This window comes from Limimaricola variabilis, from assembly GCF_034371605.1.
In the GTDB taxonomy this organism is placed as follows: domain Bacteria; phylum Pseudomonadota; class Alphaproteobacteria; order Rhodobacterales; family Rhodobacteraceae; genus Limimaricola; species Limimaricola variabilis.
Genome location: NZ_CP139691.1, coordinates 2,252,106 through 2,271,708 on the forward strand (window position 1 = coordinate 2,252,106; position 19,603 = coordinate 2,271,708).

The 19,603-nt window shown below is 68.9% G+C and carries 16 protein-coding genes and 2 pseudogenes; 6 read left to right on the top strand and 12 right to left on the bottom strand.

What is annotated here, in order from left to right:
• Positions 1–37 precede the first annotated feature (37 nt).
• A complete protein-coding gene (gene mutM, locus T8T21_RS11180; protein WP_322335642.1) occupies positions 38–889 on the bottom strand; it encodes a bifunctional DNA-formamidopyrimidine glycosylase/DNA-(apurinic or apyrimidinic site) lyase in 852 nt (283 codons plus the stop codon).
• A 30-nt stretch (positions 890–919) separates the two neighbouring features.
• On the opposite strand from mutM, the gene ubiE reads away from it, so the two are divergent.
• Complete coding sequence (ubiE, locus tag T8T21_RS11185; protein WP_322335643.1) at positions 920–1,717, top strand: bifunctional demethylmenaquinone methyltransferase/2-methoxy-6-polyprenyl-1,4-benzoquinol methylase UbiE; 798 nt, start codon at positions 920–922, stop codon at positions 1,715–1,717.
• Complete coding sequence (gene ubiB / locus T8T21_RS11190) at positions 1,714–3,240, top strand: 2-polyprenylphenol 6-hydroxylase (RefSeq protein WP_322337484.1); 1,527 nt, start codon at positions 1,714–1,716, stop codon at positions 3,238–3,240. Before ubiE ends, ubiB begins: the two co-directional genes overlap by 4 nt.
• Here the strand turns inward: ubiB and T8T21_RS11195 are convergent.
• Together T8T21_RS11195 and T8T21_RS11200 are read right to left on the bottom strand one after the other, a co-directional pair.
• Positions 3,237–3,902: a flagellar hook capping FlgD N-terminal domain-containing protein gene (locus T8T21_RS11195; RefSeq protein ID WP_322335644.1), complete on the bottom strand. Its 666-nt coding sequence runs from the start codon at positions 3,900–3,902 to the stop codon at positions 3,237–3,239. The two genes, ubiB and T8T21_RS11195, sit on opposite strands and share 4 nt — an antisense overlap.
• A gap of 9 nt (positions 3,903–3,911) precedes the next feature.
• On the bottom strand, positions 3,912–4,325 hold the full coding sequence (locus T8T21_RS11200; RefSeq protein ID WP_322335645.1) for a flagellar hook-length control protein FliK: 414 nt from the start codon (positions 4,323–4,325) through the stop codon (positions 3,912–3,914).
• A 2,062-nt stretch (positions 4,326–6,387) separates the two neighbouring features.
• Here T8T21_RS11200 and T8T21_RS11205 point away from each other — a divergent pair.
• The 3 genes and pseudogenes from T8T21_RS11205 to T8T21_RS11215 all read left to right on the top strand — a co-directional run.
• Positions 6,388–6,669, top strand: coding sequence for a rod-binding protein (locus T8T21_RS11205; protein ID WP_322335646.1), 282 nt, complete (start codon positions 6,388–6,390; stop codon positions 6,667–6,669).
• Entirely contained in the window at positions 6,666–7,001 is a 336-nt protein-coding gene (locus T8T21_RS11210) for a hypothetical protein (protein ID WP_322335647.1), read from the top strand. The genes T8T21_RS11205 and T8T21_RS11210 overlap by 4 nt, the downstream gene beginning before the upstream one ends.
• Before the next feature lie 222 nt (positions 7,002–7,223).
• Positions 7,224–7,361 (top strand): annotated as a pseudogene (locus T8T21_RS11215) (flagellin N-terminal helical domain-containing protein); the annotation flags it as partial.
• Here T8T21_RS11215 and T8T21_RS11220 read toward each other — a convergent pair.
• From T8T21_RS11220 to T8T21_RS11255, 8 genes and pseudogenes are all read right to left on the bottom strand, one after another.
• A pseudogene (locus tag T8T21_RS11220) lies at positions 7,325–8,620 on the bottom strand (flagellar hook protein FlgE); the annotation flags it as partial. The pseudogenes T8T21_RS11215 and T8T21_RS11220 sit on opposite strands and share 37 nt — an antisense overlap.
• A gap of 63 nt (positions 8,621–8,683) precedes the next feature.
• Positions 8,684–9,520, bottom strand: coding sequence for a flagellar motor protein MotB (locus T8T21_RS11225; RefSeq protein WP_322335648.1), 837 nt, complete (start codon positions 9,518–9,520; stop codon positions 8,684–8,686).
• A gap of 73 nt (positions 9,521–9,593) precedes the next feature.
• Positions 9,594–9,998: a DUF6165 family protein gene (locus T8T21_RS11230; RefSeq protein WP_322335649.1), complete on the bottom strand. Its 405-nt coding sequence runs from the start codon at positions 9,996–9,998 to the stop codon at positions 9,594–9,596.
• The gene (locus T8T21_RS11235; RefSeq protein ID WP_322337485.1) at positions 9,995–11,341 is read right to left on the bottom strand and encodes a tetratricopeptide repeat-containing glycosyltransferase family protein; all 1,347 of its coding nucleotides are present in this window, start codon (positions 11,339–11,341) and stop codon (positions 9,995–9,997) included. The genes T8T21_RS11230 and T8T21_RS11235 overlap by 4 nt, the downstream gene beginning before the upstream one ends.
• 5 nt (positions 11,342–11,346) lie before the next feature.
• Positions 11,347–12,141 carry a hypothetical protein gene (locus tag T8T21_RS11240; RefSeq protein WP_183470278.1) on the bottom strand — a complete coding sequence of 265 codons (795 nt, stop codon included), beginning with the start codon at positions 12,139–12,141 and terminating at the stop codon, positions 11,347–11,349.
• A gap of 77 nt (positions 12,142–12,218) precedes the next feature.
• Positions 12,219–12,989 carry a sulfite exporter TauE/SafE family protein gene (locus T8T21_RS11245; protein ID WP_322335650.1) on the bottom strand — a complete coding sequence of 257 codons (771 nt, stop codon included), beginning with the start codon at positions 12,987–12,989 and terminating at the stop codon, positions 12,219–12,221.
• 19 nt (positions 12,990–13,008) lie between these two features.
• A complete protein-coding gene (locus T8T21_RS11250) occupies positions 13,009–13,881 on the bottom strand; it encodes a ribokinase (RefSeq protein WP_322335651.1) in 873 nt (290 codons plus the stop codon).
• Positions 13,878–16,139: an NADP-dependent malic enzyme gene (locus T8T21_RS11255; RefSeq protein ID WP_322335652.1), complete on the bottom strand. Its 2,262-nt coding sequence runs from the start codon at positions 16,137–16,139 to the stop codon at positions 13,878–13,880. The genes T8T21_RS11250 and T8T21_RS11255 overlap by 4 nt, the downstream gene beginning before the upstream one ends.
• 140 nt (positions 16,140–16,279) lie before the next feature.
• Here T8T21_RS11255 and mutS point away from each other — a divergent pair, with 140 nt between their 5' ends.
• Entirely contained in the window at positions 16,280–18,925 is a 2,646-nt protein-coding gene (mutS, locus tag T8T21_RS11260; RefSeq protein ID WP_322335653.1) for a DNA mismatch repair protein MutS, read from the top strand.
• Positions 18,926–19,014: 89 nt separating this feature from the next.
• Here the strand turns inward: mutS and T8T21_RS11265 are convergent, their stop codons facing one another.
• Complete coding sequence (locus T8T21_RS11265) at positions 19,015–19,590, bottom strand: nucleotide exchange factor GrpE (protein WP_322335654.1); 576 nt, start codon at positions 19,588–19,590, stop codon at positions 19,015–19,017.
• Positions 19,591–19,603 lie beyond the last annotated feature (13 nt).

Below are 19,603 nucleotides of genomic sequence, written 5' to 3' on the forward strand. Positions count from 1 at the left end.
TCTAAGAACCGTGCCGCGCCCCGCCGCGGTGTTCAAGTCACCTCTGGCAGTGCCGGCACAGGAAGGTGGAACGCCCCGACTGCACGATCCGCTCCACCGTGCCGTCGCAACCTTCCGTCGCGCAGCCCTCGCCCGCGCGGTCGTAGACCCGGAATCCGTGCTGGAAATAGCCCATCGCCCCGTCCGCCTGCCGGTAATCCTTGAGCGAGGAGCCACCCGAGGCGATCGCCTCCTCGAGCACCTCGCGGATCAGCGGCACCAGCGTCGCGACCCGCGCGGGCGCGATCCGGCCCGCCTTGCGCCGCGGGTCGATCCCGGCCCGGTGCAGCACCTCGCAGACATAGATGTTGCCCAGCCCGGCGACGATCTTCTGGTCGAGCAGCGCCGCCTTGACCGGCACCGCCCGCCCGGCGAGCCGCTCGGTCAGGTAGGTCTCGTCGAAGGTGTTGCCCAAGGGCTCCGGCCCGATGCCGCGCAGCAGCCGGTGCTGCTCGAGCGTGGCGGTCGGCGCGAGATCCATCGCCCCGAAGCGGCGCGGATCGTTGAAGGTGACGCGGGCGCCGCCCGCCATCTCCAGCACCACGTGGTCATGCTTGGCCGGCGCCGGGTGATCCACGTGGAACCGCCCGAGCCGGACGCCCGAGACGGTCATCCGCCCCGACATGCCCAGATGCACGATCAGCGTCTCGTCGCCCTCGAGATCCGCGAGGATGTATTTCGAGCGCCGCCGCAGCCGCTCCACCCGCCGTCCCGTGAGCCGTTCGGCCATGCGTTCGGGGAACGGCCAGCGCAGGTCGGGCCGGTTGACATGGGCGGTCTCGATCACCGCCCCTTCCATCGCGGGTGCCAACCCGCGACGAACCGTCTCCACCTCGGGCAATTCGGGCATCGCTTCTTTCTTTCGGCTGCCGCGGCCTATATGCCGCCACTGAGCCCTATCAAGGCACGCCACCGGCACGGGACAAGACCCTTGAACGACGAGCAGACCACGCATTTCGGCTACCAGACGGTGCGCGAGGAAGAGAAGGCAGGCCGCGTGCGCGGCGTGTTCACCTCCGTCGCCTCGCGCTACGATGTGATGAACGACGTGATGAGCGTCGGCATCCACCGGCTGTGGAAGGACGCGATGATGGACTGGCTGGCGCCGCGGCCGGGCCAGAAGCTCCTCGACGTCGCCGGCGGCACCGGCGACGTGTCGTTCCGCTTCCTCGCCCGCGCCGGTCGCGGCCACGCTACGGTCTGCGACCTGACCGAGCCGATGTTGGTCGAGGGCCGCAAGCGGGCCGAGGCCGAGCGGCTGGAGGACAGCCTCGACTGGGTGGTGGGCGACGCGATGGCGCTGCCCTTCCCCGACAACAGCTTCGACGTCTACACGATCAGCTTCGGCATCCGGAACGTGACGCGGCCGCAGAAGGCGCTCGACGAAGCCTACCGCGTGCTGCGCCCCGGCGGCCGGCTGATGGTGCTGGAGTTCAGCCAGATCCCCAACGACCTGATGCAGCGGGCCTACGATCTCTACAGCTTCAACGTCATCCCGGCGATGGGCCAGCTGATCGCCAATGACCGCGACAGCTACCAGTATCTGGTCGAGTCGATCCGCCGCTTCCCCGACCAGGAGACCTTCCTCGGCATGGTCGAGGCGGCCGGGTTCGAGCAGGCGAAGTACCGCAACCTGAGCATGGGCATCGCCTGCCTGCATTCGGGGTGGAAGCTCTGAGGGGCCCGCACAACCTCATTCGGCTGATCCGCACCGGCGCCACCTTCGAGCGCACCGGGGCGATGGCCGTCGTGCTCGACGCGGTCGAGGCACCGCGTGCGGTGCGGCTGGCGGTCCGTCTCTTCGCCGCGCCGTTCCGCTGGATGGGCTACGAGGGCGACGCCGGCATGCCGCCCGCGACCCGCGCCATCACCGCGCTGGGCCCGGCCTATATCAAGTTCGGCCAGATCCTCTCGACCCGCCCCGACGTGGTGGGCGAGGAGCTGGCGATGCAGCTGCGGGTGCTGCAGGACAGCCTGCCGCCCTTCCCCACGGCTCAGGCCAAGCGCGCCGTAGCGGTCGAGCTGGGCCAACCGGTCGATGCCATGTTCTCCGAGTTCTCGGAGCCGGTCGCCGCCGCCTCGATCGCGCAGGTGCACCGCGCGCGGCTGGCCGAGACCGGCGAGACGGTGGCGGTGAAGGTGCTGCGCCCCGGCATCGAGCGCGCCTTCCGGCGCGACATCGAAGCCTTCTACTTCGCCGCCCGGATGATCGAGCGGCTCTCGCCTGCCTCGCGGCGGCTGCGCCCGGTCGAGGTGATCGCCCATTTCGAAAGCGTGGTGCTGGGCGAGCTGGACCTTCGGCTCGAAGCTTCCGCCGCGGCCGAGTTCGCCGCCAACACCGCCAAGGACGAGGGTTTCGCCGTACCCGCGCTGCGCTGGCACCTCTCGGGCCGGCGGGTGATGACGATGAGCTGGGTCGAGGGGATCGGCGCCGCCGAGGTGGCCGAGATCGACGCCGCCGGGCACGACCGCAAGCGTCTCGCCGCCCGCGTGCTGCAGCTCTTCCTCGCCCATGCGCTGCGCGACGGTTTCTTTCATGGTGACATGCATCAGGGCAATCTCAAGGTTGGCCCCGACGGCACGCTGATCGCGCTCGATTTCGGGATCATGGGCCGGATCGACGAATACACTCGTCGCGTCTATGCCGAGATCATCTTCGGCTTCATCCGCAAGGATTACCGCCGCGTCGCCGAGGTCCATTTCGAGGCAGGCTACGTGCCGGCCGACCGCGACGTCGACGCCTTCGCCTCTGCCCTGCGCGCGGTAGGCGAGCCGATCTTCGGCATGGACGCCTCACGCATCTCGATGGCGCGACTGCTCAACTACCTGTTCGAGGTGACCGAGCGCTTCGGCATGGAGACCCGCACCGAGTTGATCCTGCTGCAGCGTACCATGGTGGTGGTCGAGGGCGTGGCGCGCACGCTCGACCCGCATATCAACATCTGGGAGGCCTCCCGCCCGGTGGTCGAGGACTACATCCGCGAGAGCATCGGCCCCAAGGCCGTCGCCCGGGATCTCGGCCGCACGATCCAGGTGCTGTCGCGCTTCGGGCCGCGCCTGCCGGCGCTGGCCGAAGCCGCGCTGGTGCGCCAGAGCCACCCCGAGCCCGAGCCGCGCCGCCGCGACTTGCCGCCTCTGGCCTGGCTGACCATCGGCGCCGCGCTGACGGCGACGGCGGGCTGGATCGCCTCGCTGGTCTAGCCGGCCTCGCGCAGCGCGGTGACCGCCGAGACGGGGACCTCTACGCCCGCTTCGGCCACCAGAACCGGTCCGTCGGGGCCCAGCCGCACCTCGCGCACCCGGCCATAGGTTTCGATCGTGTCGCGACCGATCTCCTCCCCCGCTGCCAGGCTCACGATCTCGAAGCGATAGGCACCGGACGGCAGCGGCCGCCCCTCGGCGGTGGTCCCGGCCCAGTCGAGGTCCTGCGCCCCGGCAGACACGACATGGCGGGCCACCTCGACATCCTGCGCGTCGGATACCACGATCTCGCCCGCCTCGGCGCCCGGCCGCGTCTCGAAGCCGAGCGGCACCGGCGCACCGTCGAACCAGGCTGGCATCGGTGCACGCGCCTCGCGCCCGACCCAGCCCGCAATGTCGGCCAACCCGCCCGCGCCCGAACCCGTGGCAAGGGCGGAAAGCAGATCGTTGGTTTTCACCTGCTGCTCGACTCCGGAAAAGGTGGCGAGCTGCACCGCATAATCGGCCGATTCCATCGGTTCGAGCGGATCCTGATTGCGGATTTGCGCGGTCAGCATCTTGAGGAACATGTCGAAATCGGAGGCGGTGGCCGTGCTGGCCGGGCTGCTGGTATGCGCCGCAGGCTGGATGGCCCCGGCGACGGCGTCGGAAATCAGGCTCATGCGATGCTCCTAGAGACGTAGATCGAGCCCGGCCTTTCCAGGCGCTGGCTCGGAAACAGACTGCGGTGGCACTTCGTCGGATGCATCCATCGGAAGGGCCGCAGGGGTCGCCTGCCCCTGACCCGCGCCACTGCGCGCGCCATCTCCACCGCCGAAGCCGAGATCAATCGAGCGGTAGCCCAGCGCCCGGAACTCCTGCGCCAGCTCCTGCAGGTGGCGGCGCAGCAGGTCGGAGGTTTCCGCGCGCTCTGTCGTGATGGTCAGGCTGATCCGGTCGCCATCGCTCTGCATCTGGAGCACGACCCGGCCAAGCTCCTCGGGATCGAGCCGGATCTCGACCCGCCCATCCGCCGCGCCGGTGACGGCAGCGGCGAGCTGCTGTGGCAATGGCCGCTGCGCGGACGGTGCCTCGGCCTGTCGCATCTCGGTCGGAGCCATACCGAAGGGACGCTCCGGCGGCATGGGTGGCGTTACTTCGTTTGGAGCGCCATCGACGCGAAGTGGCTCGGATACTCCCGAAGACGGCAGTGCATGCCAGTCGCCCCTCGATGCGGGGGCTGGGCTCGTCCGGACGGACGGCCCCTCAGCACTGTTTTGCAGGACCCCGCGTCCCTCGCGTGCTTCCGAGGGCGTAAGACGCACGCGCGTGAACGGCTCCTCAAATGGCGGCGCTTCCGAAGGTTCGGCATCAGTCACAGGCGGAACCGCCGTTTCACCGATCCGGTCCGACCGCGCGGTCAGTGTGCCTTCCGACTTCACCTGCATCGCTCCGACAGGGTCCGTCGTCACGACCGGCTCTGCTCGTAAAGCGCCCAGCACGAAGCCCGGCCGCTCCGCTGCGCCGGACGAAGGCGTCAGCCTCTCTGAGGAAATAGAAGCCTCGTTTCTTGTCCCTGATATGGGGATCATTGTCCTCGGTGCCTCGCGCTTCAATACGGCCGTCACAGCATTCCCCGATGGCTGCGCGCCAATGGCGACCGAATTAAACCGCATGAGCTGTACCAGCCGGGCGGGCCAATCACTGGACTCGCTGATTCCGCTTCGAGGGGATGCGGACAGCATCTGATCATTTTGCCTTGCCGGGTTCTCGCTTGAGCCAGCGGCCAAGGTTGTTGCCGGGATAGAAGGCAACAGGCCCTGATCCTCGACTGGAGCTACCGGCCGCGCCTCAGGGCTGGATGGAGCATCGACGCCCTGAATCGACTTCTCTGCACCTTCTGTTGGTGTTCTGGTCGCTGCGAGAGGCATTGCACCCTCCACGCGGGGGAGCGGGTCGAAACCGACGTCACGAGGTGACGGATCGGCACCCTCCTCGCCGACTCCTGACACGACGGGATCGGCGATAGATACGACGGAGGCCTCCATGCCCCAAGATTCGTCACTTACTGGGGCTGCATGGGGCACTGGAGGAGCGTCCTGAGCATACTTGGTCAGTGTGACGGCTGCGGCCTGCTTAACGGGAACGGGCTCATCCGCCCTGCGCGCTGCGCTCTGCCTCCGTCCCGCCATATCCAGGATCGCCTCACTGGGATGGGACCAGTCCGCGCGTGATGCAACCCCCATGGCACTGGGAAGCGGTTGGACAGGTGGTGTTTCGAGGCTCGAAGCCTTGGCTACCAAACGATCCCACCCCGGCTCATACCCCGTGCCTTTATCGGCAGGCGGTGACACCGCCGCGCGCGCCGGGATTTCAACATCGTCCGATGCCCAAGTTTTAGCTTCAGGACCAAGAGCGGCTACTAGCGCCGGAGCAATCGTTTCCTCTATCGCGGGTCTTGGCTCTGGGCGCGTTGGCACGAGTGCGCCTTCATAAGCGTCGAGCTGCGACAGGCCCCGTGCGCCCCTCCGAACAGCAGGGTCGGGGTGATCGGTACTGAGTGCCTCGCCCGTAATGGCCACGTCTCGAGTCATCTTATCACGACACACCACTTGCGGAGCCGTGCCCTCCATCATGACCACCTCCCCGGTGAGATTCGGTGCGCCATCAAGCTTCGTCAGAGGAAGAGGAGGAGATTTTTCTGCCCCCCCGGCCTCTCTGCCGCCCGGCATGGGAGAGGTGGGATTTTTCACTACCGATCCCTGCGGAAAGGACGGCATCACCTGTTCCGCCTTCGCTTGGCGCTTTGCCGGCCGGCGCTCATGCATCGCGGACTCATCCACTGACACCGCCTCAGGCAGGTCTTCCGACACGACATCCCCCGCCTCGTTCATCCCGGCCTGCTTGGCTGCATCCGGAAGTGCGGGGGGCGTCCGCACCGTGCCCTCCAATGCCGTCAGGAACCCGGCGAACCCCGCCGCCCGCACCGGAGTGGGTTCGGCCGCGGGGACCTTGGAGGGCGCGGGCAGTCGCGGTCCGGTCGGCAGGGGGTCGAACATGCGCGGTCCTTTCAGCGCGGCGGCGTCCGCCCATCCTGCCCACGAAAGGCTTACCGAATATTTACCACGCGGCAGGATCATCACCGGCGGATCGCAAGGAGTTCCGCGCATGATCGCCTCTCTCATTACGGGCCATGTCCATGCCCGTCCCCTCAACCCGGCGAAGCCGGACCCGCTGATGACGGCCGCCAGGCAGCTCGAAGCCGGGTTTCTTTCCGAGTTGCTTCGCCTGTCCGATCCCGGCACGCCACAGGGCGGCTTCGGCGAGGGCGCGAGCGAGGCCCAGTTCCGTTCGTTCCTGTTCGAGGCGCAGGCGGAGAGAATGGTCGCGGCGGGGGGAATCGGCCTCGCCGACCAACTCTATGTCGAGCTGTCGGCGCGCGCCCGATGAGCGCCGCCACCCGCCTTGCCCGGCTGCTGGCGCAGGAGCGCGACGCGCTGCTCACCGGCGACGTCGCGGCCCTGGGTGCGCTGATCGCGCCCAAGCAGGCACTGCTCGAGGAGTTGTCGGCGGAACCGCACGATCCGGCAGAGGCACGCGCCCTCGTCGAGCTGGACGGTGCCCTCGCGCGGCAGGCCAGGCTGTTCGAGGCCGCGCGCGAGGGGCGCGAGCGGGCCGAGGCGCTGCGCGCGGCGGCCGGTGGCTTTGCCACCTACGGGCAAGACGGCCGGAGCCGCCCGGCACCGCCCGCCGCCAACCCGGCGCTCAGCCGCAAGGCCTGAGAAATTCGACTGGAATCCGCCCTATCTCGCCGCCCGGACGTTAGGCCGGGCTTAAGCGTCTCCTGCGACAACGACCTCGTCTCCCGAAACCGGGGACACCCCCAGGCGGCGGGGCGCATCGTCCCGGACCGCGAAGTCAGAACGGCTGTCAGCAGCCCCTATGCGGGGCCTTGATCGAAACCCGGCGCGCGACGGCCGCCGAGCTTTAGGACCGTACAACCCATGTCCAGCATTCTGACCAACAACGGCGCGATGGTCGCGCTTCAGACCCTCAAGGGAATCAATTCCGACCTGTCCAAGACCCAGACCGAGATCTCGACCGGCAAATCGGTCTCTTCGGCCAAGGACAATTCGACCGTCTGAATCACCTTGGCGTTCGACGAATAGGCGCGCTGCGTCTGGATCAGCTGGGTGAGCTCGGAGGCGACGTCGACCGTCGATTCTTCGCGCGCGAAGCCGACGATGTCGCCGGTCGGACCGTCACCGGCGTTCCACAACAGCATCTCGCCGCTTTCGCGGGTCAGCGAATAGGACTGGCCGTCATGGGTCTCGAGCCCGTTGGGGTTAGCGACGTCGACCAGCGGCACCTGGTAGATGCGGCGGCTCGCGCCATTGTCGTAATAAGCGTGGACATAGCCGCCGGGATCGACTTCGACCGAGGTCAGGTTACCGGTGGCTGCGCCATCGCGCCCGACCGAGAGCGGCGCGAAGACCCCGGCGAGCTGCGACAGACCACCCGAGACTCCGGGCAGGCCGACATCAATCTCGATCGGGCCGCCGGCCACGTCGATGGTGAAGGTGCCGGTCTCGGGGTCGAAGGGGCCGCCGGTGGCCACGGTCATGCTCGACAAAGTGCCGCCGGCGCCACGGCTGTCGTCGAAGACCAGCGTGTATTCACCGACCACCGCCCCGGCCGAGGCGCCATCCGTGATCTCCAGCGTCCATTCGTTGGTCGGCGCACCGCCCGGCGCCGGCACGGTCGGGGTGAACATCAGGCTCAGCTTCTGCGTGGTGCCGAGATTGTCGTAATACTCGACCGTCAGCTCCTCGGGGAAACCCTCCGAGCCGTCCTGCGTCTCGGTGGCGGGGAGGTTGACGGCGAGCGTGACCTCGGTCGTGGCCATGCCCGACAGCTCGCCCGCGGGGACGCGCACCGGTTGAAGCCCGCCTGCGGTATCGCGCGGATAGGTGCCGATCGTGCCGTCGAGCTCGGCCGGCCAGCCCAGCAGGGTCTGTCCGTCGGGGGTGCGCAGATAGCCATCCTCGTCAGCGCGGAACGATCCGGTGGTGGTCAGGCGGAAATCCTCGGTGCCGCGATCCCCGGCCATGGCCGAAGAGGAGACCGGCAGGAAGCCGCGTCCGCGCACCGCGAGATCGGTCGGGTTGGCGGTCGAGGAGAGCGCACCGCTCTCGTCGATGAGCCGCTGCGAGGTGGTGGAGACCCCGCCCGCGACATAGCGCCCGGACTCGTTGCCCAGCACCAGGGAATGGAAATCGGTCACCGCGCGGCGATAGCCATAGGTGGCCGAGTTGGCGATGTTGTCCGAGATCGTCGCCAGCCGGTGCGCGTTGGCCGCGAGACCTGACACGCCGGCGCTGAGGGAGGAGGAGATCGTCATGCGGGACCTTTCCGTTCGATCGCTTGCTGGGGACAGGGCTAGGGCATCAGGCTTAAGACCGGGCTAATGGCGCCGCAGAAGCGTGATCTCGATCCGTTCGCTGCGCGGCGCGGCGGCGCCCTCTGGCGCCGGGCTGCGGTCGCCAAGACCGGTGACGCGGGCAATCCGCGCGGGCGCGAGACCCGCCGCCTCGAGCGTGTCGCGCGCCGCCAAGGCCCGTCCCGCCGAGAGGCTCCAGACCGGGTTGTCGGCCAGCACCACGGGCCGCGCGGCCAGATGCGCGGCCAGCGCCACGGGGTTGTCGACCAAGCCCGCGACCTGCGCCACGAGACCCAGCAGCGCGCGGGTGACCGGCAGCGGATCGGTCTCTCCCGGATCGAAGATCGGCGCGCCGGGCCGGGCGAAGATCTCGATCACCAGCCCTTCATCGGTGAGCCGGGTGACGACGTGGCGCAGAGCCTTGCGTGCGACTAGGCTCTCGCCGCCGCGGCCGAGCAGCAGCTCTTCGATTTCGCGCAGCGCCGCCACCTCGGTCGCGGCCGCGCCCTCGCCCGGTCGCACCCGTGGCGGGGTGCGGTCGGGCGGCACCGCGCCGCGCAGGCCGACATTGGCGCCGGTGCCGGATTCGCTGAGCGCGTCGCTCTGGTGCAGCGTGTCGCCGGCCAGCACCTCGGCGCCGCCGCCCGAGGTCCGGCTGATCGCGATGGTCGGCGCAAAGTAGTCGGCGAGCCCCTTGCGCTGCTGTTCCGTGGTGGCGTTGAGCAGCCACATCAGCATGAAGAAGGCCATCATCGCCGTGACGAAATCGGCATAGGCGACCTTCCAGGCGCCGCCGTGATGGCCGCCGCCCGCGACGACCTTCTTGCGCTTGATGATGACGGGGACGTTCTGGGCGCTCATTGCGGGCTCCGCGCGGCTCGATCGAGAGGCCGCAGCATGCGCCAGGACGGGTTAAGCCCGCGTATAGGCCGCCCTAGTGCCCGTCTCCATCCGGGTCGACATAGGACTTCTCCTCCACCAGATCGGAGCCCAGAAGCAGGTTGATCCGTCGCTTGACCGCCGCGCGGCGGTCATTGGTGCGGTAGACGGCGCGGGCCAATGCGATGAACCGCTCCGAGAAGTCGCGCCGCGCCTCGCAGGCGCGGATCTCGTCCTCGATCTCCCATAATTCGAGATTGATCGCCGCCAGTTCGCCGCGCAGATGGTCGAGCCCCTCGCTCTCCGGAACGGCCTCCTCGCGCGCCGCCTCGAGCAGCGCGTGTTCGCGCGCGACGTTGGCCCGCTTGTCGGGGTCGATGATCCGCGCCAGCTTGATCTCGAGGATCGTCAGCTTGTCGATCAGCTCGCCGGGCGGGACCGGCACCATGACCTGCTTCACCGCCGCTTCTCCCCGGCCAGCGCCGCCAGATCGCGCGCCACCGTCTCGAACACGTCGCTCCAGTCATGCGGCCGGGTCTGCCGGACCAGCCGCATCGAGGGGTACCAAGCCGTGCGTTCCGAGCCGCGCCCCCAGAGCCAGAAGGCATCCCAATGCAGCAGGGTCCAGACCGGCCGGCCCAGCGATCCGGCGAGATGGGCGGTGACGGTGTCGGAGGTCACGATCAGGTCCATCTCCTCCATCATCGCCGCGCAATCGGCGAAGTCGCGGTCGGACCCGCAGGCGTCGATGATGAAGGCGGCGCTACCATCGGCCCGGTACGGCGCCAGCGCCGGCCCCTTGTAGAGCGAGAAGAGCTGCACGCCCGGAATGTCGGCGAGCGGCAGGAACCGCTCATGCGAGAAGGAGCGGGCGGCATTGGCCCGAAAGCTCGGCGAGCCGCTCCAGACCACGCCGACGCGCAGCCTATCGCGATATGGCGCGGTGACGGCGCGGGCCCGGGCGCGGCTGTCCTCGGGCACCGCGAGCCGGGCCGGCGGCGGCACGGCGGCGTCGCGCGCGAAGCCATGGGCGGGCAGGTCCATCAGGTCGCACCACAGATCGCCCCGGGCCTCGGCCTCGGGACAGACCAGATCGGCGCCCTGCGCCGCCTGCAGCAGCCGCAGCAGCGGCGGCCGGGCGGCGAGGATCACCCGGGAGGCCCCGAGATCGCGCGCCACCGGCAGGAAGCGGGCGAAGGCAATGCTGTCGCCGAACCCCTGTTCGGGCATGACCAGCATGCTGCGACCGTCGAGCGGCGCGCCGTCCCATTTCGGCATCGTCATCCGGCGCGGCGTCAGCTCGCCGCTCTCCCAGCGCATGCCGAAGGCGTCGAACCCCTCGGCCCAGCGGCCCGCGGCCAGCATCGCCAATGCCAGCTGCAGGCGGATTTCGACATGGCCGGGATGGCGCGTCAGGGCACCGCGCAGCCAGTCGACCGCCGCCGGGGCGCGACCGTCGGCGCGCAGCGCCTTGCCGATCATCGCCTCGGTCATCGGGTCCGGCCCCTGCAGCTCGAGCAGGCGGCGGCGCAGCGCGATCGCCTCCCTGTTCTCGCCCAGATCGGCCAGCACGTTGGCGAGGTTGGCGAGCACCTGCGCATCCCGCGGCCCGGCCAGAGCCTGTGCCCGGCGATGCGCGCGCAGCGCCTGTTCGAGCCGCCCGGACTTGCGCAGCGCCGCGCCGAGATTGCTCCACATCCCGGCATCCCCGGGATTCCGTGCGAGCCAGTCGCCATAGAGCGGCACCGCCGCCGCGAGATCGCCTGCGCGATGCAGCGCGACGATCTTCTCGCGCGGGGTCATGCCGGTCACGCGGTTCCGGGCCCGCCGCGCCGCGCCACCGGCGTCACCAGCCGCTCCGGTCGGCGCGCCTCGGCCGCCTCGAAGAGCGAGAAGGTCTGGTTGACGTAGTTCACCGCGCCCGAGATCAGGTCGAGATATTCGAGCAGTTCCGGCGTGCGCTGCGCCTCGACCATGGCGATGCCGCGATCCTGCGGCAGGGTCTCGAACGCGGCATAGAACAACGGATCGCCGCGCGAGATCTTCAGCGGCTTTTCCGGCTCGTGCCATTCGAAGGCCCACATCAGCGGGCGCGGCCAGACATTGATCGGGAAGCGCCCGCCGAAGATCGTGCCCGGCAGGGGCGTGCGGCTGTAATGCATGAAGGGCGCGACCTGGCTCATGTAGACGGGCTCGTCGCACAAGAACAGGTAGGGCAGCAGCAACTGCAGGGTCGGCACGCCGGGATGGCGCCACTCGGCCTCGCTCACCATGTGGAGCTTCTCGCCGAGCTTGTTGCCCCGGATCGTGCTGGCCGCGCCGTTCAGGTTGCGCAGCACCGGCCGGCCCTTCTCGTCACGGTCGAAGCCGACATGGATGTCGAAGGGGCAGCGGATCAGGAAATGGCGGCTTTCGAGATTGATCACCGCCGGGCAGCGCGAGGCGGATTTCGCGTGCCGCCGGTCGAGATCGACCGAGCGTACCCGTTCCGGCGGGGCATAGATGATCCCGCCCTTGGTCTCGTTCAGGCACCAGCCCACGGTCACGGGCCCGCGGCCCGGCGGGCCGTCCGGCGGGCGGTCGAAATGGACGGAGAACTGCATGGGCTGCTGCCCCTTCGGTGATCGCTGCCGGCGCAGGATGCATCTCGCCGAACGACACTGTCAAAGCCTCTCGCGGCCTAGAGCAGCGTCGTGAGCCCGTCCCAGCACAACCTGAGGCCAACCAGCACCACCATGCCGTACATCAGCGGATAGAAGATCTCGGCCCGCATCCTGCGCACCACCCAGGCCCCCGCCAGGGTCGAGATGATGGCGATCGGCACCAGCGAGGCGGCGGCCATCAGGTTGGCAGCGTCGAACTGGCCCAGCGCAGCATAGGGTACCAGCTTGATCGCGTTGACCACGGCGAAGAAGATCACGCTCGTGCCGGTATAGACCCGCGGATCGAGCCTGAGTGGCATGGTATAGACCTGAAACGGCGGGCCGCCGGCATGGGCCACGAAGCTGGTATAGCCCGCCAGCGTCGCCCAGACCGAGGCGCGGGTCACGCTGCCAGTTCGGGGTTCGGCCCGGCTGGCCTGGCTCGAGAACAGCCAGCGCGCCGCGAAGGCGAGCGCCACGACGCCGACGATCAACCGCACCATCGCGTCCGAGACCAACGCGGCGGTCAGCCAGCCGATGCCGATCCCCACCACCGCGCCGGGCAGCATCCGCTTGAGCGTGGGAGCGTGGTACTGTCCGCGCCAGGCCCAGAGACTGATCGCGTCCATCACCAGAAGGATCGGCAGCAGGATGCCCGCCGCCTGCACCGGCGGGATCGTCAGCGCCATGATCGGCACGCCCAGAAGCGCCAGCGCGCCGCCCAGCCCCCCCTTGGACAGCCCGACCAGCACCACCGCGACGCAGCCTGCAAGCAGCGCCGAAGGCTCGGAGAAGACGAAATCCTGCATGGTCGTGCCGCGACAGGGTCTAGAAGACCGCCCGCTCCACCTCCTCGGCCGTGGGGATCGCGTCGGCGGCGCCGGGGCGTCCGACCTTGAGAGCGGCAGCGCGGGTGGCGCGGTTCAGCGCCGCCTCCATCGCGAGCCCCTGCGACAGCCCCGCCAGCAGGTAGCCGGTGAAGGTGTCGCCCGCCCCGGTGGTGTCGACCGCCTCGACGCGGGGGGCGTCGACATGATGGCGCGTCTCGGACCCCGCCTTGATCCAGTCGCAGCCCCGCGCGCCCAGCGTCACCACGACATGCGCGATGCCGAGGCTTTCGATCGAGGCGTCCAGCGCCTGCTCCAGCTGCCGCGCCTCGATCTCGTTGAGCACGAGAAGGTCGAGATGCGGCCGCACCGCGCGCACGGCCTCGGCATCGAAGGGCGCGGCGGCATAGGCCACTGTGAGGCCCTTGGCGCGGGCCTGCGCCGCCGCCTCGGGCTGCAGCGCCGTCTCGTTCTGGGTGACGAAGAGATCCCCCGGCGCGGCGCCCTGCAGGGCCTGTTTCACGGCCTCGGGCTCGATGTCGCGGTTGGCGCCGGGCCAGAGCGTGATCGCGTTCTCGCCCTTTGCATCGACGGTGATGATGGCATGACCCGAAGGGCCCCCGCGCCGCTGCACATGGGCGCAGTCGACGCCGTAGGCTTCGAGCCGCTCGACCATCCAGCCGCCATCCTCGCCCACCGCGCCCAGATGCGCGACCCGGGCACCGGCGCGGGCGGCGGCGACCGACATGTTGGCCCCCTTGCCGCCCAGGCCCCGGCTCAGCCCGGTGGCCGCCAGAGTCTCGCCTGGGGTCGGAATATGCGGCACCGCATAGACATGGTCGGCATTGATCGAGCCGAGATTCCAGATCGTCATGCCCGGCGCGCCTTGCAGGCGGCCATCACCGCCATGTTGACGATGTCGTTGACGGTCGAGATCGTCGAACAGATCTGGATCGGCTTGTCGACGCCCGACAGGATCGGTCCAATCACCGTGGCGCCGGCCATCTCCTGCATCAGTTTCACGCTGATCGACGCCGAGTGTCGTGCCGGAACCACCAGCACGTTGGCCGGTCCGGTGAGACGCGAGAAGGGATAGTTCTCCTGCCCCTTGGGGTTCAGCGCCACGTCGACGGCCATCTCGCCCTCGTATTCGAAATCGACATTGCGCCCATCAAGAACGCCTGCGGCGGCATGCATCTTGGTCGCGCGTTCGGAAACCGGGTAGCCGAAGGTCGAGAAGCTGACGAAGGCCACGCGCGGCTCGAGCCCCAGCTCGCGCGCCACCTGCGCGCCTTGGGTCGCGATGTCGGCGAGATCCTCCTCGTCGGGCCATTCATGCACCAGCGTGTCGGCGATCAGCACGATCCGGCCGTTATGCATCACCACCGAGACACCGACCGCGCCGTCATGCGGGCCCGCGTCGAAGACGTGGTTCACCAGCTCCATCACATGCGCCGATTTGCGGGTGGCGCCGGTGATCATGCCGTCGCCATGGCCATGCGCCAGCATCAGCGAGGCGAAGACGTGCCGGTCGCGCCCGGCGAGGCGATGGATGTCGTGCTGGTCGTGGCCCTTGCGCTGCAGCCGTTCGTAGAGGAACGCCTTGTAGGTATCGAGATGCGGCGTGTTGGCGGCGTTGACCACCTCCAGCTCGGCCGCCGCATCGGCCATGCCCTCGGCGGCGAGCTTTTCGGCCACATCGTCGCTGCGCCCCACCACCAGAGCCTTGCCGAAGCCCGAACGCTGATACTGCACCGCCGCGCGTAGCACCCGCGGGTCGTCGCCCTCGGCAAAGATCATGGTGGCCTGCGCCGCCCGCGCCCGGGCGTTGAGCCCACGCAACACGCTGGCGGTCGGGTCCATCCGGCCCTTCAGCGCCTGCTCGTAATGATCCATGTCCTCGATTTCCCGCCGGGCCACGCCGGTCTTCATGCCGGCGCGGGCGACGGCGGGCGGAATCCGGTGGATCAGTCTCGGATCGAAGGGTGTCGGGATGATGTAGTCGCGCCCGAAGCTGAGCTTCTGGCCATAGGCCAGCGCCACCTCGTCGGGCACCTCCTCGCGCGCCAGTTCGGCCAGCGCCTCGGCGCAGGCGATCTTCATCGCGTCGTTGATCGCCCGGGCATGGATGTCGAGCGCGCCGCGGAACAGGTAGGGGAAGCCCAGCACGTTGTTGACCTGGTTGGGGTAGTCCGACCGGCCCGTCGCCACGATCGCGTCCTCGCGCACCTCATGCGCCTCCTCGGGCGTGATCTCGGGATCGGGGTTGGCCATGGCGAAGATCACCGGGTTCGGCGCCATCGACTTGACCATCGCCTGCGTCACCGCGCCCTTGGCCGAAACGCCCAAGAAAACGTCGGCCCCGTCCATCGCCTGCTCCAGCGTCCTGAGCGGGGTGTCGGCAGCATGGGCCGATTTCCACTGGTTCATGCCCTCGGCGCGCCCCTTCCAGATCACGCCCTTGGTGTCGCACATGATGCAGTTGTCGTGCTTGGCCCCCATCGACTTGAGCAGCTCGAGACAGGCGATACCCGCCGCGCCTGCGCCGTTCAGCACGATGCGCACATCCTCGATCTTCTTGCCCGACAGGTGCAGCGCGTTGAGCAGCCCGGCGGCGCAGATGACGGCGGTGCCGTGCTGGTCGTCGTGGAAGACGGGGATGTCCATCTCCTCCTTAAGGCGCTGCTCGATGATGAAGCATTCGGGCGCCTTGATGTCCTCGAGGTTGATGCCCCCGAAGGACGGCCCCATCAGCCGCACCGCGTTGCAGAAGGCGTCCGGGTCCTCGGTGTCGAGCTCGATGTCGATCGAGTTCACGTCGGCGAAGCGCTTGAACAGCACCGACTTGCCTTCCATCACCGGCTTGGAGGCCAGCGCGCCGAGATTGCCGAGACCGAGCACGGCGGTGCCGTTCGAGATCACCGCGACGAGATTGCCCTTGTTGGTGTAGTCGTAGGCGGTCTCGGGGTGCTCTGCGATCACCTCGCAGGGGATCGCCACGCCGGGGCTGTAGGCGAGGCTCAGGTCGCGCTGGGTGGTCATCGGGACGGTGGCCGTCACCTCCCACTTTCCGGGCTGCGGCGCCTCATGGAAATTCAGCGCGTCCTCGCGCGTGAAACGGGGTTTGGCCATTTTCGTCCCTCCTGCCTTGGCCCAAGCCATAGCGGGATGCTGCGGCGCGGCGCAACGCCCCAGCGTCACCCCTCCGGGCAGGGTTTCGCGTCGGCCCGGTCAAAGATAGTCTCGCGCGGGTCGCATTCCGGGGGACAGGCATGAACATGCAGGCAGGCACCGTCACGCCGATGATGGCGCAGTATCTGGAGATCAAGGCGGCGCATGCGGACGCGCTGCTGTTCTACCGGATGGGCGATTTCTACGAAATGTTCTTCGACGACGCGGTCGCGGCGGCCGAGGCGCTCGACATCGCGCTGACCAAGCGCGGCAAGCATATGGGCGAGGACATCGCGATGTGCGGCGTGCCGGTCCATGCCGCCGAGAGCTACCTGCTGACGCTGATCCGCAAGGGCTTCCGCGTCGCCATCGCCGAGCAGCTCGAGGATCCGGCCGAGGCCAAGAAGCGCGGCTCGAAATCGGTGGTGAAACGCGACGTGGTGCGTCTGGTCACGCCGGGCACGCTCACCGAAGAGAGCCTGCTCGACGCGCGGCGGCACAACTTCCTTGCCGCCTTCGCCGATCTCAGGGGCGATTGCGCGCTGGCCTGGGTCGACATCTCCACCGGGGCGATTTCGGTTCTGGGCTGCGACCGGCTGGCGCTGGGCCCGGAACTGGCGCGGCTGACCCCACGCGAGCTCCTGGTCGAGGAGAGCGCGGAGAACGAGCTGTCGGAGATCACCTCGGGCTTCGATCTGGCGGTCACGCCGATCCATCGCGGTGCCTTCGACGTTGCGGGCGGCACACGGCGGCTGACCGATCTGTGGCAGGTCGCCTCGCTCGACGCCTTCGGCGCCTTCTCGCGGGCCGAGATCGCGGCGATGGCGGCCTTGGTCGAGTATCTCGACCTGACCCAGAAGGGCCGCCTGCCCTTGCTGCGACCGCCGAGTCAGGAAGCGCGGATGTCAGCGATGCGGATCGATGCGGCAACGCGCCGCTCGCTGGAGCTGACCCATGCGATGCATGGCGGGCGCGAGGGCTCGCTGCTGCACGCCATCGACCGCACCGTCACCGCCGGCGGCGCGCGGCTTCTGGAGCGGCGGGTCGCCTCGCCCTCCTGCAAGCTCGACACGATCCGCGACCGGCAGGCGGCGGTGGCGCATCTGGTCGAAGATGACGGGCTGCGCGGCGATCTGCGCGGGCTGCTGCGCGGCGCGCATGACCTCGACCGGGCGCTGTCGCGGCTCGCGCTCGAGCGCGGCGGCCCGCGCGACATGGCGGCGATCCGCGCCACTCTCGACGTCGCATCGCGCATCGCCGCGCTGGCCGAAGGGCGGGTCCTGCCCCAGCCCCTTGCCGAGGCGATCGGGCAGCTGGGCGGTCAGGAGAGGCTGCACGAACTGCTCGACGCGGCGCTCGTGGCCGAGCCTCCGCTGCTGGCGCGCGATGGCGGCTTCGTGGCGGCGGGCTATGATGCCGAGCTCGACGAGGCGCGGCGGCTGCGCGACGAGGGGCGTGGCGTGATCGCCGGGATGCAGGCAGACTACGCCGCCGAAACCGGTATCCAGAGCTTGAAAATCAAGCACAACAACGTGCTGGGCTACTTCATCGAGACCACCGCTACCCATGCCGCGAAGATGCTGGCGCCGCCGCTCTCGGAGCGGTTCATCCACCGCCAGACCACGGCGAACCAGGTGCGCTTCACCACCGTGGAGCTCAACGAGATCGAAACCCGGATCCTGAACGCCGGCGGTCAGGCGCTGGAGTTGGAAAAGCGGGTCTATTCCCGGTTGAGAGAGACCATTCTGGCCGCTTCGGGCCCGCTCGGGCAGCTGGCACGGGCGCTGTCGGAGATCGATTTCGCCGCCGGTCTGGCGGATCTGGCCCGCGGCGCCGACTGGTGCCGCCCGCGGCTCGACGACAGCCGCGCGTTTCACGTGGAATCAGGGCGTCACCCAGTGGTGGAGCAAGCCCTGCGCAAGGCGGGTGAAAGCTTCGTCGGCAATGACTGCGACCTGGGCGACGCGCCGCTGTGGCTGCTGACCGGCCCGAACATGGCCGGTAAGTCGACCTTCCTGCGGCAGAACGCGCTGATCGCGGTGCTGGCGCAGATCGGCAGCTTCGTGCCGGCGGCTTCGGCGCATATCGGCATCGTCAGCCAGGTGTTCAGCCGCGTCGGGGCCTCCGACGATCTGGCGCGCGGGCGTTCGACCTTCATGGTCGAGATGGTCGAAACGGCGGCGATCCTGAACCAGGCCGACGACCGGGCGCTGGTGATCCTCGACGAGATCGGTCGCGGCACTGCGACCTATGACGGGCTGTCGATCGCCTGGGCGGTGCTGGAGCATCTGCAGGGGATCAACCGCTGTCGCGGCATCTTCGCGACCCATTATCACGAGATGACGCAGCTGGCCGAACGGCTCGAAGGTGTGGCGACGGCGACCATGGCGGTCCGCGAATGGCGCGGCGAGGTGATCTTCCTGCACGAGGTGCGGCGCGGCACCGCCGATCGCAGCTACGGCGTGCAGGTGGCGCGGCTGGCGGGCCTGCCCGCCTCGGTGGTGGAACGGGCACGGGTCGTGCTCGCCGCGCTGGAAAGCGGCGAGGCCGGGTCCGGGGCCAAGCCGAAGGCACTGATCGACGACCTGCCGCTGTTTGCGGCCGCAGCGCCAGCGGCAGCGGCAACGCCCGCCTCGGCGGTCGAGGAACGGCTCAGGACGCTGCGCCCGGACGACCTGTCGCCGCGCGAGGCACTGGATCTGGTTTATGAGCTGCGCGGGCTGTTGCCGCAGGAACCGGGCCACTGAGCCACCCGGACTGCTGACATGAGAAAGGCGCGGCCCCGGTGGCCGCGCCTTTCCGTTTCGAATTGGATGGAGGTCCGGACCGGTTGGCCTCAGCCTTCCTTCATCGAGGACACGCCGACCTGCGCCGGGCGCAGCAGGCGGTCGTGCAGCATGAAGCCCTGCGCCGCGACCTGGATGATCTCGCCCGCCTTGGTGCCGGGCACCGGCGCTTCGAACATCGCCTGGTGCATTTGCGGGTCGAACTTGTCGCCGACCTGCGGGTCGATCGGGTGGATGCCGTGCTTCTTGAAGACGCTCAGAAGCTCGCGCATCGTCAGCTCGATCCCCTCGATCAGCGCCTTTTGCGCCTCGCGCTGGTCCTCGGCGATCGCGTCGAGCGCGCGGCGCAGGTTGTCATGCACCGGGAGCAGATCGCGGGCCAGCTTGGAGCCGCCGTAATTCTCGGCCTCGCGGCGGTCGCGTTCGGCCCGCTTGCGCGTGTTCTCGGCATCGGCCAGCGCCCGGATGAACCGATCGCGAATCTCGTCGCGTTCGCGCTTGAGAATCTCGAGGTCGTCCGAGCCCTCGGCGGCCTCGGCGCTGGTCTTCTCGGAAGGCGCTTCGCCGTTCTCGTCGACCTCTGCGGCCAGCTCGTCGAGGCTGCGCGGTTCGTCCTGTTCTGCCATGTGCTTCTTTCCC

Excerpts from the sequence above, each read along its gene's own strand:
- mutM (WP_322335642.1), bottom strand. The coding sequence starts at position 889 with ATGCCCGAATTGCCCGAGGTGGAGACGGTTCGTCGCGGGTTGGCACCC.
- ubiE (WP_322335643.1), top strand. The coding sequence starts at position 920 with ATGCCGCCACTGAGCCCTATCAAGGCACGCCACCGGCACGGGACAAGA.
- T8T21_RS11195 (WP_322335644.1), bottom strand. The coding sequence starts at position 3,902 with ATGAGCCTGATTTCCGACGCCGTCGCCGGGGCCATCCAGCCTGCGGCG.
- T8T21_RS11200 (WP_322335645.1), bottom strand. The coding sequence starts at position 4,325 with ATGCGACAGGCCGAGGCACCGTCCGCGCAGCGGCCATTGCCACAGCAG.
- T8T21_RS11205 (WP_322335646.1), top strand. The coding sequence starts at position 6,388 with ATGATCGCCTCTCTCATTACGGGCCATGTCCATGCCCGTCCCCTCAAC.
- T8T21_RS11210 (WP_322335647.1), top strand. The coding sequence starts at position 6,666 with ATGAGCGCCGCCACCCGCCTTGCCCGGCTGCTGGCGCAGGAGCGCGAC.
- T8T21_RS11225 (WP_322335648.1), bottom strand. The coding sequence starts at position 9,520 with ATGAGCGCCCAGAACGTCCCCGTCATCATCAAGCGCAAGAAGGTCGTC.
- T8T21_RS11235 (WP_322337485.1), bottom strand. The coding sequence starts at position 11,341 with ATGACCCCGCGCGAGAAGATCGTCGCGCTGCATCGCGCAGGCGATCTC.
- T8T21_RS11240 (WP_183470278.1), bottom strand. The coding sequence starts at position 12,141 with ATGCAGTTCTCCGTCCATTTCGACCGCCCGCCGGACGGCCCGCCGGGC.
- T8T21_RS11245 (WP_322335650.1), bottom strand. The coding sequence starts at position 12,989 with ATGCAGGATTTCGTCTTCTCCGAGCCTTCGGCGCTGCTTGCAGGCTGC.
- T8T21_RS11250 (WP_322335651.1), bottom strand. The coding sequence starts at position 13,881 with ATGACGATCTGGAATCTCGGCTCGATCAATGCCGACCATGTCTATGCG.
- T8T21_RS11255 (WP_322335652.1), bottom strand. The coding sequence starts at position 16,139 with ATGGCCAAACCCCGTTTCACGCGCGAGGACGCGCTGAATTTCCATGAG.
- mutS (WP_322335653.1), top strand. The coding sequence starts at position 16,280 with ATGAACATGCAGGCAGGCACCGTCACGCCGATGATGGCGCAGTATCTG.
- T8T21_RS11265 (WP_322335654.1), bottom strand. The coding sequence starts at position 19,590 with ATGGCAGAACAGGACGAACCGCGCAGCCTCGACGAGCTGGCCGCAGAG.